Annotated in this window: 10 protein-coding genes and 1 pseudogene; 6 read left to right on the plus strand and 5 right to left on the minus strand. The window is 65.0% G+C overall.

The window, feature by feature from the left end; genetic code table 11:
* Nucleotides 1-33: 33 nt before the first annotated feature.
* Nucleotides 34-2,208, minus strand: coding sequence for a DNA/RNA non-specific endonuclease (locus BM019_RS27145; protein ID WP_092421746.1), 2,175 nt, complete (start codon nt 2,206-2,208; stop codon nt 34-36).
* Between the two features lie 111 nt (nt 2,209-2,319).
* Nucleotides 2,320-3,180 carry a type 1 glutamine amidotransferase domain-containing protein gene (locus tag BM019_RS27150; RefSeq protein ID WP_092421749.1) on the minus strand — a complete coding sequence of 287 codons (861 nt, stop codon included), beginning with the start codon at nt 3,178-3,180 and terminating at the stop codon, nt 2,320-2,322.
* A gap of 121 nt (nt 3,181-3,301) precedes the next feature.
* Here BM019_RS27150 and BM019_RS27155 point away from each other — a divergent pair, with 121 nt between their 5' ends.
* From BM019_RS27155 to BM019_RS27175, 5 genes and pseudogenes are all read left to right on the plus strand, one after another.
* On the plus strand, nt 3,302-4,207 hold the full coding sequence (locus BM019_RS27155) for a LysR family transcriptional regulator (RefSeq protein WP_092421752.1): 906 nt from the start codon (nt 3,302-3,304) through the stop codon (nt 4,205-4,207).
* A gap of 150 nt (nt 4,208-4,357) precedes the next feature.
* Nucleotides 4,358-6,484 (plus strand): TonB-dependent siderophore receptor, encoded by a 2,127-nt coding sequence (locus BM019_RS27160; protein ID WP_092421755.1) that lies wholly within the window; start codon nt 4,358-4,360, stop codon nt 6,482-6,484.
* 303 nt (nt 6,485-6,787) lie between these two features.
* Complete coding sequence (locus BM019_RS31210) at nt 6,788-8,284, plus strand: methyl-accepting chemotaxis protein (protein WP_092421758.1); 1,497 nt, start codon at nt 6,788-6,790, stop codon at nt 8,282-8,284.
* 218 nt (nt 8,285-8,502) lie between these two features.
* A pseudogene (locus BM019_RS27170) lies at nt 8,503-9,775 on the plus strand (S-type pyocin domain-containing protein).
* A gap of 12 nt (nt 9,776-9,787) precedes the next feature.
* Entirely contained in the window at nt 9,788-10,060 is a 273-nt protein-coding gene (locus BM019_RS27175; RefSeq protein ID WP_092421761.1) for a bacteriocin immunity protein, read from the plus strand.
* Nucleotides 10,061-10,139: 79 nt separating this feature from the next.
* Here BM019_RS27175 and BM019_RS27180 read toward each other — a convergent pair whose 3' ends face one another.
* From BM019_RS27180 to BM019_RS27190, 3 genes are read right to left on the minus strand one after another with little or no spacing between them, the layout of a single operon-like run.
* Nucleotides 10,140-11,435, minus strand: a complete 1,296-nt coding sequence (locus BM019_RS27180; RefSeq protein ID WP_092421764.1) for a cytochrome c — start codon at nt 11,433-11,435, stop codon at nt 10,140-10,142.
* On the minus strand, nt 11,432-13,726 hold the full coding sequence (locus tag BM019_RS27185; protein WP_092421767.1) for a xanthine dehydrogenase family protein molybdopterin-binding subunit: 2,295 nt from the start codon (nt 13,724-13,726) through the stop codon (nt 11,432-11,434). Before BM019_RS27185 ends, BM019_RS27180 begins: the two co-directional genes overlap by 4 nt.
* On the minus strand, nt 13,723-14,196 hold the full coding sequence (locus BM019_RS27190) for a (2Fe-2S)-binding protein (RefSeq protein WP_009044707.1): 474 nt from the start codon (nt 14,194-14,196) through the stop codon (nt 13,723-13,725). The genes BM019_RS27185 and BM019_RS27190 overlap by 4 nt, the downstream gene beginning before the upstream one ends.
* Nucleotides 14,197-14,553: 357 nt before the next feature.
* Here BM019_RS27190 and BM019_RS27195 point away from each other — a divergent pair, with 357 nt between their 5' ends.
* Complete coding sequence (locus BM019_RS27195; RefSeq protein WP_092421770.1) at nt 14,554-15,966, plus strand: TolC family outer membrane protein; 1,413 nt, start codon at nt 14,554-14,556, stop codon at nt 15,964-15,966.
* Nucleotide 15,967: the final 1 nt, after the last annotated feature.

Here is a 15,967-nt window from a genome sequence, read left to right on the forward strand (position 1 = left end):
GCCGCTCGGTCGCTCAGCCCTTGAGCCGCACGCTCAGCCCGGCTTGTGCTGGTCGGCGGCCATGATCGAGGGGGCCAGGGAAATGCCCGCCATCCGGCAGATGTCCGCCAGCGTCGCCTGCTGTTTGTGGAAGGCCTTGGCCAGGTCCAGGGCGGCCTCCTGGACGTTAAGGCCGAACTCCTTGATCACCTCGCTCTGATCGAACAGGAAGCCATAGGCCAACAGTTCCGGGGTGCGCGACTCGTCCTTGGGCACGATGACGATTTTCCAGAAGCGGGTCGGGTAATGCACCGGGCCCTTGCCGAAGTCCTGCTCGACGCAGGAGTCCCCCAGCACCGGGCCGGCGAAGATGATGGCCTGGCCGCCCCCGGCTTCGATCTGTTCGGCCAGCTCGCCCTCGAAGTAACCCCAGATGCCTTTGCGATTGCGGTACAGGGCGCCGTCGGGCGATTCCTGGTTGAACAGTTCGTGCTGCGGCGTGCAGTTGGTCCAGTGGTAGGTGTCGGCGTTGGCGTACTCGGTATCGATCCCCGGCTGGCCCCAGCAGCTGTCTTCGCGGCGCACGATATGGCCGCGATCGAAGTTGCCGGCCGGCGCGTAGATGTCGCTGTTGGTCAACTGGTAGCGGCTCGGCACCCGGCGGTCGAGGCGCCAGCTTTCGCCGCCGAAGCCGCGGCGGCCCCGCGCATCGCCACGGACCTCGGGCCGGTAGTCGGCATTGGAGGCCGTCCACATCGGCATGCGGTACTGCTTGTTCATCACCAGCGAATAGCGGTGATAGGGCAGTTCCAGCGGGGCGTCGTCGTCCAGGTTGGAGAGCCTCATGGCCGGCACATTGCGCGCCGAAGCAGCATGTTCGCGGTAGTCGCCGACGCGGTAGAGCTGGGCCAACAGGTCGCCCTCGACGAAGGGCGGCGGCACCGGCACCCCGAGAAAGTCCGGGTCGTAGCCGGGACGGGCCTCGTAGTCGAGGTCGAAGGTCAGAGTCTTTTCCAGGGCTTCGACCGTTGGAGCCGGTTCGGCCGGCACCGGCTCGGCAGGCGCCGCGCCGAGGATGGGCGCGACGCTCGTTGGGCTGTCCGCGGCGTGACTGACGATGTTGATGGTGGTGGGGCCGGAGATATGAAAGATGTTCTGCGACCTCTCGGGCAGGCTTGGGCGGGGCGGGGTAACAGGCAGCGCTTCGTTGACGCTGAGCGTGGCCAGCGGGTCGGCGGTCTGCTCCATGAGCTGGGCCAGCAGCTCGGCCGGCCTGCCACTCAGTTGCAGGGCCTTGAGCGCGCCGACGATGCTGCTGACCCGGGTGCCCTCGTTGGCCACCCAGTCCACCGTGCTTTCCTCGTCCCCTTCGGCGTTCCAGAGGCTGCGGTCGGTCTTGAGGATGTTGCCGGCTTCGTCGGTCCTGGGGATGCCGCAGTGATGCAGGGCGATCAGCTCCCAGTTGTCGCTGAACACCGGGGAGCCGGAAGCGCCTTCGGCGGTGTCGGTTTCGTAGTGCAAGAAACCTTGGTCGAGAATGTCCAGCAACCGGTTGTGGGTGGTGGCGTACTGGCGCGGGCCGCCATCGGGGTGCTGGATGATGTTCATCGGCCGGCCACGCAGGGTCTTGCCGGTGGCTTCGATCAGGCGGATGCAGCCGTAGTCCGACAGCGCCTCGCCGCGTGAGCCCTGCGTGGAGATGGCCACCAGGCAGAAGTCCAGCGCCTCGTCGGCGAAGTAGAATTGATCCGGCTGCAGGTTGAAGTAGGTGCCTTCGTTGATGCCGCGCTCCTGCCTTTCGTAGAGAAAGTTGGCGGCGCAGTCCACGGCATCCACATACCGGGGGAACACGTGCTGGTTGGTCAGCAACAGGCTGGGCGAGACCAGGAAACCGGTGGCGAAACCCTCGACCACCGTGCCCGGGCGTGGCGCATTGACCAGCCGCGCCACCGGCCTTGCCGCCTGGCGGGCGGTCTCGCTGGGGGCGTAGAAGGTCGGGTCCCAGGTGCCGATCCGCCGTTCCAGCCCGGCCCGGGTCAACAGGGCACGGGTGTTCTCGCGGGCGATCCACTTGGCCAGTTGCTGCGGTGAATCGCCGGCGCCCGGGCCCAGTTCGCGGATGCGCGACTGCGATTCGCTGCGTGCCCCGGCCTGCTGGTTCCAGCGTTGCAGGGCTTTGGCCATGTTGCTTCGGCGGGCAGTGGCAACGGCATCTGGCGTCTTGCTCATGGGCACCTCCTGGCGAGTACGGGATTCCTTTCGGGCTAGCCATTTGAGCGTAGACAACCAGCGCGCTGGCAGACGGCTGGCGGCATGCCAGCTCGTCGGATCCACCGGCCTTTACGCGCCTTTGCCGGCGTGTGCCTGCAAGCGTTCCAGCAACACCTTGGCCACGCCCTGGGCCGAGCCCGGGTTCTGCCCGGTCACCAGCTCGCGGTCGATCACCACGTTCTCGCTCCATGGCGAGCGGTTGCTGCGGTACAGGCCGCCGGCCTGTTCCAGGGCGGTTTGCGGGTAGAAACGCATGGCGCCGCCGCCCAGCAGGCCCTTGGCCAATTCCTCTTCCTGGTTGCTGATCACCGTGAACTGGTAGCCGGCGTAGATCCAGCCCGGGGCGCTGGCCTTGCCGCCGCTGGCCAGTTGCCGGGTGAAGTCCTGCGCCTGGGGCAGGGTCGACAGCAGGGCGATCGGGCCGTGGCAGACCAGGGCGGTGGTCTTGTTGTTCTGATGGAAATTGCTCAGCAGCCGGCCCAGCTCGGGGCTGTGCAGCAGGTCCTGCATCGGCGCGTGGCCGCCGGGCACGTACAGCGCATCGAAATGCTCGTAGCCGATCTGCTCGACCCGGGCCAGGCTGATCACCGGCGATTCGCCGGGGGAGGTGATTTTCAACTGGTCGAGCAGCGCCTGGTGCGCCTGCAGCGCGGCGACATCGTTGTTGAAATACATCTTGTCGGTGGAGGAGCGGTCCAGGGTCGGCGCCTTGCCCTGTGGGGTGGCGAAGGTCACCGAGTGGCCGGCGTCGAGCAGTTGTTTGACCGGCTGCATCAGTTCGTTGAGGTAGAAGCCGGTGGAAAACACCTTGCCGTCCTTGAGGTCGAGGTGGTCGGAGTCCGAGAGCACCACCAGGACGTTTCCGGCCTGGGCGTTGAAGGTGGCGGCGGTGATGCTCATGGCAAGAGCGAGGGTGCTGAGTGGGCGCATGGCGGTTTCCAAAGTGTGAGGTCAGGGAGTCGGCGGTGGCCGACGGGTGATTCACTGTATTCATGCCTCCATGGGCGATAAACTCGCGCCACTGGAAATCACTTGTTCCCTGGAGATAAAGGTGAGCCGTCGATTCGATTATCTGGCTGACGTCGAGGTGTTCGTCAGCGTGGTGGAAAAGGGCTCGTTGAGCGCCGGCGCGGTGGCCTTGGGCACCACGCCTTCAGTGGTCAGCCGGGCGATTTCCCGGCTGGAGGCGCGCCTGGGCGTGCAGTTGCTACGGCGTACCACCAGGCGCCTGAGCCTGACCGAAGCCGGCCTGTTGTACCTGGAGCAATCGCGCGCGGCGTTCGAGTTGATCGACGGCGCGGAGCGCAGCATCCAGGGCCAGGACGGCGAGCTGAACGGGCGGGTGCGCCTGAGTGTGCCGACCACCTATGGCCATTACCGGTTGCCGGCGCTGCTCGGCGGCTTTGCCCGGCACTACCCGCAGGTGCGCATCGAGCTGAGCATCAGCAACCGCAATGTCGACCTGGTGGCCGAAGGTTACGACCTGGCGATCCGCCTCGGGCCACTGCCCGACAGCGGCCTGGTCGGGCGCAAGCTGGAGGACGCGCCGCTGTGCCTGGTGGCGTCTCCCGACTACCTGCAACGCGCCGGCACACCGCGGCAGTTGGAGGACCTGGCGGCCCATGCCTGCCTGCCGTTCATCATGCCCAGCAGCGGCCGGGTCGGTGCCTGGCTGCTGCGTGAGCAGGGGCGGGACCTGGAGTGGACGCCCCAGGCGAATATCCAGGTGGCCGACGATGTGCTGGGCATCGTGTCCCTGGCCGAACACGGCATGGGCATTTGCCAGACCTACGAGTTCATCGTCCGCGAGCGGATCGCCAGCGGCCGCCTGGTGGAAGTGCTGCCGCAGGCGGGCGGCCGTTCGCGGCCTTTCTCGGTGATCTACCCGCCGCACCGCCAGCTGTCGGCGGCGGCGCGGGCCCTGATCGATCACCTGACCCAGGCCGTGGCGCAGTGACAGGTCGACTGGCCATCAGTCCCGCGATTGCTCGGGAGAAGGATTAAAAAAGCGCCAACTGCCGTGGGGAAGGGGATTTACTGAGAATCGGGCGCTGATTACAATGATAATCATTGCTATTCATGTCCTTCCCTTCCTTGAGTGCACACCTTGAAGTCATCCTGTCCGCGTGCCCGCCGTAACACCCTGATCAAACGCCTGTTGCCGACACTGTCCTGCTGTCTGGTTGCCAGCCCGCTGTGGGCACAGGAGGCGGTCGAGCTGCCGGCCACCGATATCCAGGCCGATCGCCTTAGCCAGGACACCGGCTACACCACCTCGCAAGCCAGCACGGCGAGCAAAAGCAATGTGCCGATCAAGGAAGAGGCGCAGTCGATCAACGTGGTGACCCAGCAGACCCTGGCCGACTATCAGGTGCACTCGCTGAGCGACGCCATGAAGTTCGTCAGCGGCGTCAGCCAGGGCAATACCCTGGGCGGTTCCCGGGACTCGCTGGTCAAGCGCGGTTTCGGCACCAACGACGACGGCTCGATCCTGCGCGATGGCGTGCGTTCCAACCTGGGGCAGAACTTCAGCGCCACCACCGAGCGGGTCGAAGTGCTCAAGGGCCCGGCGTCGATGCTCTACGGCGCTCTGGAACCCGGCGGCCTGGTGAACATCATCAGCAAGCAGCCGCAGTATTCCCAGAGCACCACCCTCAGCGGCTCGGCCTACAGCGAGGGCGGCGGCAGCATGGCCCTGGACACCACCGGGCCGCTGGGCGATACCGGCCTGGCCTACCGCCTGATCGCCGAGCGTGGCCATGAGGACTACTGGCGCAATTACGGAGTCAACGAGCACACCCTGGTGGCGCCGTCGCTGACCTGGACCGGCGAGCGCGCCAGCCTGACCCTGAACTACGAATACAACGACTACTCCAGCCCCTTCGACCGCGGCACCGTGTTCACCAACGGGCACCCGGCGGACATCGACTATGACAAGCGCCTGGACGAACGCTGGGCGAAAAGCGTGGGCATCCGCGAAGTGGCCAGCGCGCGCTTCGAGTACCAGCTGAGCGACGCCTGGAAAACCCGCGTCACCTACGGCTGGAACAACGACCGCTACAGCCTGTCGATCGCCCAGCCCAACAGCCTGACCGGCAACACCCTGCGCCGGGCCGCCAACGGCGCCCACTACGACGACGAAACCCGCTACGCCAGCTGGGATTTCATCGGCCAGCAGGAGCTGTTCGGCCAGCGCCACGACCTGCTGGTGGGCGTCGACAGCGAGCACTCCGACCAGTACCGCGGCAAGACCTACCGCAACACCGCCCAGGGTGGTTTCAATATCACCGCGCCGGTCTACGGCAACCTGGCCGAGCCGAGCCTGGTCAGCGCCACCCAGAGCAACCTGCGCAACCAGCTGACCTCGAGCTCGCTGTACTTCAAGGACAACTGGCACCTGGACGACCAGTGGATCCTGGTGTTCGGTGGCCGCCAGCAGCATTACGACCAGTACAGCGACCAGGGCCTGGGCAAGAGCTACAAGGTCAACCGCGACAGCAACGGCGATACCTTCGTGCCGTTCCTCGGCCTGGTGTTCAAGGCCACCGACAGTCTGTCGCTGTACGGCAACTACAGCCGTTCGTTCAAGCCCAACACCGACGTCGATGACGCCGGCAACACCTTCGATCCGGAAGAGGGCCGCAGCTACGAGGTGGGCGCCAAGTACGATCCGCTGCCGGGCCTGAACATCAACCTGGCGCTGTACGACATCGAGAAGAAGAACGTGGTGACCACCACCACGGTCAATGGCGTGAGCCTTTCCGAAGCCGCCGGCAAGGTCGGCTCCCAGGGCGTGGAGCTGGACGTCACCGGGCGCATCGCCGAGCGTTGGGACCTGATCGGCACCTACGCCTACAACCACACGGAAATCCTCGACGACCCGAGCAACGAAGGCCACCGCCTGGCCAACGCGCCCAAGCACACCGCCAGCCTGTACCTCAGTCATCACCTCAACGTGCCCGCAGAATTCGGCGCCTGGCACGCGGGCGGCGGCGCCCGTTATGTCGGCGAGCGCGCGGCCAACAACGCCAACGATTTCTGGCTCAGCAGCTACACCGTGGCCGATGCCTTCGTGCGCTGGGAGTCGCCGCTGTTCGGCTACCAGACCCGTTTGCAGTTCAATGTCGACAACCTGTTCGACAAGCAGTACTACCCGTCGTCCACCGGCAGCCAGCTGCAGGTCAACGTCGGCGAACCACGCACCGCACGCCTGAGCGCCAGCGTGACCTTCTGACAATACGCGGACCGCTGCGCGTCGCCCTGCCGGGTGGCGCGTCGGCGGGATCCGTTTCACCGCTGTCGCTCTTCTCCCGTCCATTGCGCCCTTCATGGCATTCCCGCCAATCTCCCGACTTTGCCCTCCCGCGGCCCGACTCCCCGCGGCCCGGCGTCAAGAAAGCCTTGGCCCGGTCGATAGTTGAAAGGCGAATTGGGCTATTTGCCACTATTGTTGTTGACTGAACCGCTCGCCGAAGGCGGTCATTCCGTTTTGCCCTCTGCCGTTTTTCTTCCCGCCCCGTACATGGAGTAAGAGTGCATGGCTTTCCCCCCACGTTTTCTCGAGCATTACCGCAAAGCCGACCGCATCATGATGGGCCTGATCTGGCTGATGTTCGCCTATGCGCTGGGCCTGGCGTTCTGGCACGACACCTTCACCCAGGCGCTGCTGGTGGGCGGTGGCACCACCCTGGTCCTGAGCCTGCTGTACCGCGCCATCAGCGGCACGCGTCTGATGCGCTGCTGCATCGCCATCGGCTTCATGCTCATGGCGGCGCTGCACATCAACCAGGCCAAGGGTTTGATCGAAGCGCACTTCGGTATTTTTGTGCTGCTGGCGGTGCTGACCTTCTATCGCGACTGGCTGCCGATCCTGCTGGCGGCGGTGACCATCGCCCTGCATCACGTGCTGTTCCATGTGCTGCAGCACCAGGGCTTTCCTGTCTACGTCATGGCCCATCACGGCGGTTTCGGCATGGTGGCGGTGCACGCCTTCTATGTGGTGGTGGAGACGGTGATCCTGCTGTACCTGGCGGTGCACAGCCATGCCGACGCGGTGGAGAGCCAGGACATGCTGGACAAGATGCTCGCCGCCACCTCCCAGCTGACCGTCGAGGTTCATCAGGGCGAAAGCGCCAAGGCGCATGTGTCGCTGGCCCAGCGTTTCGACCACTTCATGCAGCAGATCACCGCTCTGGTGGATGGCGTGGTGCGCGACACCCATGGCCTGCGCGAACTGGGCCAGGACCTGGCGAAAACCAGCCAGACCCTGGAGCAGGGCGCCCAGCATCAGTTGACGGAAATCACCCAGATGACCGGCTCCATGCAGCGCATGGGCGATGCCATGGGCGACATCGCCGTGCACGTCGAGCAGGCGGTCGAGCGTGCCGGTCAGGCCAGCGCGCAAATCAGCCGCGGCCAGCAAAGCGTCGATCGCGCCCAGGCGGAAATCACCCAGTTGGCGTCCCGCATCAACGGCACCAACGAAACCGTGCAACGTCTGGCGGGGCAGGCGCAGCAGATCGGCAACGTGCTGGAGGTGATCGGCAGCATCGCCGCCCAGACCAACCTGCTGGCCCTCAACGCCGCCATCGAGGCCGCCCGCGCAGGCGAGCAGGGCCGTGGTTTTGCCGTGGTCGCCGATGAGGTGCGCAACCTGGCCCAGCGCACCGCGCTGTCCACCCAGGAAATCAAGACCATCATCGAAGCCCTGCAACAGGGCAGCCGCGAGGCCGCCGAAGCCATGCACGACAGCCACGAAGGCGCCCAGCGCTGCGTCGAAGACAGCCGCCAGGCCTCCGCGATGTTCCAGGCCGTCGGCGCCGACATCTCCCATATCGACCAACTCAACGGCCGCATCGTCAGCACCACCCGCGAACAATCCAGCGCCAGCCTCGGCATAGTCGGCCGCCTGCACTCGGTCCAGGCCATCGCCCAGAACACCGCCGACGACATGGGCAGCCTGGCCCTGAGCAGCCAGCGCCTGCCACCGATCGCGATTCGCCTGGAGGCGTTGGGGCAGACGTTTCACAAGTAACGGGGGAGGGACGCCTGTTTGCCGATAGGCAGCGGGCGCCATCACTGCTGCTGGTTCGCAGGCCCTGACTGGAATCCGGACTACAGGTCATTCAGACCGGTCAACGTCAATCTCAGAGTTCTCCAAGTTTCCAGGAGCCACCCGATTCGCCAAGTTAGGAGGCCTCGCACCAGGCATAGCCGGTGTGAGGTTTTCTGGGGGAATGGGGAGCAACATGGATGAGTGGCTACGTCGCCAATAGCCCGAAGGGCTATCGCAACAAGGGGATCGAACCGGTCGATCTGGGGGCCCAGCGCTGGGCGGAGTACAAGGATCTGCCGGCGAAAGCAGAAACCCAACCGCCGACTGCAGGATGCTCCTTTACCAAACCCTGCAAGCTGGCTGACGGGGTTATCAACTACGCCAGCTCCTTCATCCCCACTGAGGCCGTCAAGGAGTACGGCGAGTTTGCGTTGTTGGGTGGGCGTGAAACCGATGCGGCGGGAAACCTCAGTCTGAGGAAGATCAGCGGGAACATCCCGGCGGCATCAGGCAGCTTCATGCTCGGTGCAAATGCACTGGCGTCTGCTGGAGTATCGTGCGGTGGTCTTTGCCGCTCTGCTGTTGGAGGCGGTGCTGTTACTTCTGGCGTGGTTGCGGGAAGCCTGCTCGGTGTTATCGCCATGCTCGCACCGTCGAGCCTGGGCGACAGCGCCCTGTATACCGAGGAACAGCTCAAATCGCTCAATGCAGGTCGGACCCGGGTTCGACTGCATATCGAAGAGCAAGCCGACGGCACGCTCAAGGGCTATGGCTACAACACCGAGAAGCGCCGCGATTGGGAAATGATTCCCGTGGTCCGGTTTCAGATCCGGGATCAGCAGCAGGTGGCCGACCTCGGCGATGGCGTCACCCTGATCTGGACACCGGCGCTCGACCCTTCCGGCACCTCGGGTATCCCACCGTTAGAGGCTGCACCGCAAGCGCCCCCCATCTGGATTTATCCGCCCACCGAGCAGGCGGATACCATCATCGTCAATCCGCTCTATCCGCCGGAATACCAGGACTTCATCCTGGTGTTCCCGCCAGGTTCAGGGGTACAGCCGCTCTACATTGTGATGAATGTCCGGAAGACTCCCGGAACCGCTTCCGGTGAGGGTGAGGACATACAGGGTGTTTGGTTGATCGGTGCGAATTCGGGGGTAGGGGTGCCGATTCCGAAAGAGGTTGGCGATGCCTTGAGAGGGCGTGATTTTAAGAGCTTTAATGCATTCAGAGCCGCTTTTTGGAAAGCGATTGCAGAGACGGCAATTGTTGAGCAGTTCGTCAAACAAAACATTAGTCGTGTGCGTAGCGGCAGAGCTCCTCGTGCAAGGGAGATAGACAGCATTGGTGGGAGAATGTCGTATGAGTTACACCACCTCGAAAGAGTGTCCGAGGGTGGTGGCGTGTATGACATTGATAACTTAAGAGTCAACACCACGAAATCACATTGATCTTCATAGGAAGTGAAAAAGGTTAGCAATGACAGACGATCTCATGAAAAACACGTTCTCTGATTACACAGAGTCCGAGTTCATCAAGCTTTTGGAGGAGCTTCGTAGAGCAGACGAGGAAGATGAAACAGATGCTCGTGCGGACGTGCTTTTGTTGCACTTCAAGAAAGTCAGCCAGCACCCGGCAGGCTCCGACCTCATCTACTACCCCGAAGAGGGTGCAGATAACTCGCCCGAAGGTGTCACGCAAATTGTAAAAGCATGGCGTGCCGCGCATGGTTTGCCGGGCTTCAAGGCGTGATGTCTTATCTGGTTGAGCACCAAACAGAAACGATAAAAAAGCCCCGCTTATGCGGGGCTTTTTCATGGCCGGGAAGGGGTCAACCCAGAGGCAGGCTGGCGCGTATCTGGCTGACGCGTTGCTTCAGCTCTTTCCAGGGCGCCTGGCCCGCCAGATCCTGGCGCAGGAAGCGCAGCAGGTCGGCGATCTGCTGGTCGTCGAGGCTGTGGCGGAAGGCGGGCATGTAGCCCAGTTCCGGGTTGGCCGGTTGGGCGATGCCTTCGAGGATCACGCGGATCGCGTTGTCGGGGCTGTCGGCGTAGAGGTTGCTGTTGAGGGCCAGAGAAGGGCGCACGCCGGTCAGGGTCGGGCCTTTTTCCTGGGCGTGGCAGGCCATGCAGGCCCCCGAGAACAGCCGGGCGCCGGGGGAGCCTAGGGGCTCGGTGCGTTGCTCGGCCTGGTGGTTCAGGGTGGCGGCGCTGGCTTGCGGGGTGCTGGCCGGCTGGAGGCTGGACAGGTAATGGGCGATGGCCCGCAGGTCGGTTTCCGGCAGTTGCGCCAGGCCTTCGTGGATCACCGGCGCCATCGGGCCGGCGGCGACACCATGGCGCGGGCTGTAGCCGTGGCGCAGGAAGTCCAGCAGGTCCTGTTCGGTCCAGGCCAGCGGGGCATTGCCGCCGACCAGGGCATGGGCGCTCCAGTCTTCGGCAACGCCGCCGCTCAGGTGGCGCCGGCCGCCGCGTTCGCCAAACAGCGGGTCGCGGGGCGAGTGGCAGGCGCTGCAATGTCCCAGGCCCTCGCTCAGGTAGGCGCCACGGTTCCACTGGGCGCTGCGCCCGGGATCGTCGGCCATGGCGCCGGGCCTGAGGTAGAGCCAGTTCCAGGCGAGGATGCCCGGGCGAATATTGAAGGGGAAATGCAGGTCGGTTTGCGGTGGCTGGTGGCGGACCGGCGGCTGGCTCATCAGGTAGGCGTAGAGCGCCTTGAGGTCTTCGTCGCGGGTCTTGGTGAAGGCGGTGTAGGGGAATGCCGGGTACAGGTAACGCCCGCTGCGGTCGATGCCGTGGCGCATGGCGCGCTCGAAGGCCGGATAGGACCAGCTGCCGATCCCCGTCTCGGGATCGGGGGTGATATTGGTGCTGTACAGGGTGCCGAACGGGATGCGCATGGCCAGGCCGCCCGCGTTGCGTGCCCCGCCCGGCGCGGTATGGCAGACCGCGCAATCGCCCACGGCCGCCAGTTGCTCGCCCCGGGCGACTTGCTCATGGCTGAAGTACTGGGTGTCGTGATTGTCCAGCGGCGCGATGGCCGGCTGCCAGCTGAGAAAGGCGCCTGCGGTGGCGGCCAGGCTCAGGGTGATCAGGCTCCAGCCGGCGATGCTCTTGAATTTGCTCATGGGCGAGCCTCCTGGCCAAGGCGGTCAGTGCCGGGGGCTCGCTGCAAGGCTTGCAACACCCGCTCCGGGGTAAAGGGTACTTGCCGCAGGCGCACGCCGACCGCGTCGAAAATCGCGTTGGCGATGGCCGCCGCGCTGGGTACCGAGGCCGATTCGCCGGCGCCCATGGACGGTTCTTCCGGGCGGTCCAGCAGTTGCACATCCACCTCGGGCAATTCGTCGAAGCGCAGGATCGGATAGCCGCCCCATTCCAGGGAGGTGCTGCCGGAGCGGTCGAAGCTGACGTATTCCTTGAGCACCCGGCTGCACGACTGGACGATATTGCCGTGCACCTGGTGACGCACGCCGGCCGGGTTGACCATGCGCCCGCAGTCGTGGCTGACGAAGATCTTGTCCAGGCGAATCTGCCCGGTGCGCCGGTTGACGCTCAGGTCGCAGACCCACGCGGCCCAGGCGGCGCCGAAGCCGGGGAACTTGCTGTGGAAATACCGGGCATAGGCAAAACCCCGGCCCTTGACCCATTCCTGCGACGGTGGCGCTGGGTGGCGGTGGGCGCTGCCGTCCTGCCAGTCGGCCTGTTTTTTCAGCGCCGCGATCAGCGCCAGGGCGCGCGGGTCGTCCAGGTAGCGCAGGCGGAAGGCGATCGGATCCTGCCGGGCGATATAGGCCAGCTCGTCGATCCAGGATTCGTGGGCGAAGACATTGGGCAGCGCGGAAACCCCGCGCATCCACGAGGCGCGGACGATGGGCGCGGCGTCCTGGCAGACGATGCGCATCTGTGGGAAGCGGTATTGCGGGATCGCCGTGCGGTCGCCCATCTGCTGGATGTCGGGACGGTTGGCGACGGTGCCGGTGAGCAACAGCGCCAGGGTGCGGGCGTTGTTCGAAGGGTAGCAGGTTTTCAATTCGTAGGCGGCCACTTCGCGTTTGCCGTCGAGGCCACCGCGGACCTGCATCAGTTGCGCGGTGCCCTTGGGTTCCCAGCCGGCTTCCTGTTCGCGCATCAGTTGCACCCGCACCGGGCGCCCGACCGCCTGGGAGAGCAGGGCGGCATCGGCGGCCACGTCGTCGGCGCAGTTGCGTCCGTAGCAACCCGAGGCCTCCATGCGGTTGATCTGTACCTGTTGCGGCGCGCGTCCCAGCAACAGGGCGATGTCCTTGCGCAGGTCATGGGGGTTCTGGCTGCCGGTCCAGACCTCGGCGCGCTCGGCGTCGACCATCGCCACCGCGCAGGAGGGGCCGATGGAGGCATGCAGGTGATAGGGCCAGACATAGTCGACATTGAGCGGGCTGTTGAGCGTGCCCAGGCTGCTGTCGATGCCGGGATCGTCGCGCAGCACGCGATCCTGCTTGGGGTGGGCCAGGAGCGTTTCCCGCAGGATGTCCGGCCGCAGGTCGGGCAGCGCGTCCCAGGGTTTCCACTGGACCTTGAGCTGGCGCATGGCGTCGATGGCCTGCTCCTCGCGCTCGGTGACGATGCCGACAAAGTCACCGATCACCACCAGTTTGACGATGCCCGGCAAGTGCGCGATGGACGCCGCGTCCACCGCGATCAGCGCGTGGCCCAATGGCGCGCTGGCGTCGGCGCCGGGGTAGGGCGGGCGTACCACGCGGCCGTGGAGCATGCCGTCCAGGCGCAGGTCGTGGACATAGGTCAGCTGGCCGGTGACCTTGGCCGGGATGTCCACGCGCGGGGTGGACTGGCCGACATAACGACCGGCGCCGACCGCCTTGAGTTCGACGCGTGGGTCCAGGGGCAGGTGCAGGTCCTGCCCGCGGGCCAGTTCGGCGTAGCTCAGGCGTCGTGTAGGGAGAGCGCTGACGTAGATCTGTCCGCGCTCGACCCGCAACCCGGCAATCGGCTGGTCGAGGATTTCCGCCGCGCCTTCCAGCAGCCACTGGCGCAACTGGGCGGCGGCCTGGCGCAGGGGCAGGGCGCTGACCTGGAGGGTCGCGCTGGCGATGGTCGGGCCCTGGTCCGGGGTTCTGGCGGTGTCGCCGAGGATCATCCGCACTTGCTCGAAGTCGACATCCAGTTCGTCGGCGACGATCTGTGCCAGCGCGGTGCGTACCCCGGTGCCGAGATCGACATGACCGCAGAACGCGGTGACGTGGCCGTCGGCGTCCAGGGCGATAAAGCTGTCGACGTGGTCCGGCGTCGGGTCCGCTGGCAATGCGCTCGAGTTAAGAATCTCGGCCGTGGCCAGCAGGGGTTTGGGCAGCAGGGTGCTGATCATGATCAGGCCGCCGGCCTGGAGCAGGCGGCGACGGGTCAACGGCAGGTCGTTCATGGCCGACCCCGCTCTGCCAGCAGTTGGCGGGCTCGTGCCGCCGCTTGCAGGATCTCGAAGTGCGCGCCGCAGCGGCAGAGGTTGTAGGCCAGCTCGTTCTTGATTCGTTGCTCGTCGGCCTCGGGTTCGCGCTCGAACAGCGCCACCAGGGTCATGATCATGCCGTTGCTGCAGTAGCCGCATTGCGCGGCCTGCTCATCGATGAACGCCTGTTGCACCGGGTGCGGGCGCTCTTCCTGCACCAGGCCTTCCAGGGTGGTGACGTGTTTGCCTTGCACGCTGGACAGCGGCAGGGTGCAGGAGCGGGCGGCGATGCCGTCCACCAGCACCGTGCAGGCGCCGCATTGGCCCAGGCCGCAGCCGTACTTGGGGCCATTGAGGCCGAAGTCGTTGCGCAGGGCATACAGCAATGGGGTGTTCGGCGGCAGCTGATCCAGTAAAAGGTGGCGGCCGTTGAGGGTAAAAGTCATGGCAGCTGGGGTCCTGTGGGTGAGTGGCGTGGCGCGCGACATGCGCGACAGCGGTCAGGGCAGGTTTGAGCCGGCAACGGGCTTATTGTCAGGGGCTGGACAACAAGGTGGCGCTCAGGTGCTGTGCAGATTGGCGGGGGCGAAGCATGCGGGGTTTATGGTGGGTCGATAAATAAGACGATTCTGGTTTTTTGTAGGCCTAAGCCAGGGAGTAATTCGGTTTTATCTGAGCAGATTCCTGAGAAAATGATGGCTAGTAGCCATAATTGTTGCTTGTGACAGCCCAGGTCACGGCGTAGGATGCGCGCCCTGATCAGCCTGGCTGAACCGTTTTACCCGAATGCGACATGGATTGTTATGACTCACTCCCCCCGTTTTTTCTCGCCGTTGCTCATCCTGGCAATGGCGACGATGCCGGCTTTCGCCGATCCCGGTGCCCAGCGCGCCGAGCTGCTGCAGGTTTACCGCCAGGCCGTCGAGCATGACGCCCAGCTGTCCGCGGCGCGCCACGAGTACCAGGCCCAGCGCGAAAGCGTCCCCCAGGCCCGGGCCGGTTTGCTCCCCACACTCAATGCCGGCAGCACCGTGGAATCGGTGCGCCTGGAGCGCGATGAGCCTGGCCTGACCCGCACGCGCAGCACCAGGGTATTCCAGGCCAATCTCAACCAGCCGCTGTTTCGTGCCGATCGCTGGTTTCAACTGGAAGCCGCCCATGCCAGCACCGCCCAGGCCGAGCTTGAATTGAGCGCGAAGGAGCAGGGGCTGGTGCTGACCACGGCCCAGGCCTATTTCGAAACCTTGCGCGCCCTGGACCTGCTCGCCGCCTCCAAGGCCGAGGAAGCGGCGCTCAAGCGCCAGCAGCAACAGGCCCAGGCCCGCCTGGAAAATGGTGCCTCGAGCATCACCGATGTGCTCGACGCCCAGGCCGCCCATGACAACGCCGGGGCCAATCGCAAACTCGCCGAGCGCAAGGTCGACGATGCCTTCGAGGCCTTGTCCCGCCTGACTCGCCAGGACTATTCGACGATCGAAGGCATTCAGCATCAACTGCCGGTGGAGCTGCCGGTGCCCAACGATGCCAACGAATGGGTCAGCCGCGCGGTGCGCCAGAACCTGGCGTTGCAGGCCAGCAGTTACGCGGTGATTGCCGCCGAACAAACCAACCGCCAACGCAAGGCCGGTTATGCGCCGACCGTCGATGCGGTGGCGTCCTGGCGCAAAGGTGAAAACGACAGCTTCGGCTACAGCAACCCCACCGATTTCGGGCGCGATGGCTATCGGGGCAATGTCACGCAAAGCAGCATCGGCCTGGAGCTGAATATTCCGTTGTACTCCGGCGGCATGACCCGCTCGCAGGTGCGCGAGGCGACCGAGCGGCTGGCCCAGAGTGAAGACGAGCGCGAGGACCGTCGCCGTGAAGTGGTGCAGAACACGCGCAATTTCTATCGCGCGGTGAATTCCGATATCGAGCAGGTCATTGCCCGGCGGCAGACGATTCGTTCCGGCCAGGCCTCGGTCAAGGCCAACCAGGTCGGGCGGGACCTGGGCTCGCGTAACACCGCGGATGTGCTCAATGCCCAGCGTCAGCTGTACAACGCGGTGCGTGAGTACAACAACGCGCGCTACGACTACATCATCGACACCCTCAAGCTCAAGCAGGCGGCGGGAACCCTGAGCCCGAAGGACCTGAGCGACCTGGCGATGTACCTGACGAAAGACTACGACGCCGATCGGGATTTCCTGCCACCGCAGGAGCGCAAGGCGCTCTGAC

Source organism: Pseudomonas sp. NFPP07 (assembly GCF_900115645.1).
Lineage (GTDB): Bacteria > Pseudomonadota > Gammaproteobacteria > Pseudomonadales > Pseudomonadaceae > Aquipseudomonas > Aquipseudomonas chlororaphis.

Bases quoted from the DNA above. Each gene is read 5' to 3' on its own strand.
- BM019_RS27145 (WP_092421746.1), bottom strand. From the start codon at position 2,208: ATGAGCAAGACGCCAGATGCCGTTGCCACTGCCCGCCGAAGCAACATG.
- BM019_RS27185 (WP_092421767.1), bottom strand. From the start codon at position 13,726: ATGAACGACCTGCCGTTGACCCGTCGCCGCCTGCTCCAGGCCGGCGGC.
- BM019_RS27190 (WP_009044707.1), bottom strand. From the start codon at position 14,196: ATGACTTTTACCCTCAACGGCCGCCACCTTTTACTGGATCAGCTGCCG.
- BM019_RS27180 (WP_092421764.1), bottom strand. From the start codon at position 11,435: ATGAGCAAATTCAAGAGCATCGCCGGCTGGAGCCTGATCACCCTGAGC.
- BM019_RS27175 (WP_092421761.1), top strand. From the start codon at position 9,788: ATGACAGACGATCTCATGAAAAACACGTTCTCTGATTACACAGAGTCC.
- BM019_RS27195 (WP_092421770.1), top strand. From the start codon at position 14,554: ATGACTCACTCCCCCCGTTTTTTCTCGCCGTTGCTCATCCTGGCAATG.
- BM019_RS31210 (WP_092421758.1), top strand. From the start codon at position 6,788: ATGGCTTTCCCCCCACGTTTTCTCGAGCATTACCGCAAAGCCGACCGC.
- BM019_RS27150 (WP_092421749.1), bottom strand. From the start codon at position 3,180: ATGCGCCCACTCAGCACCCTCGCTCTTGCCATGAGCATCACCGCCGCC.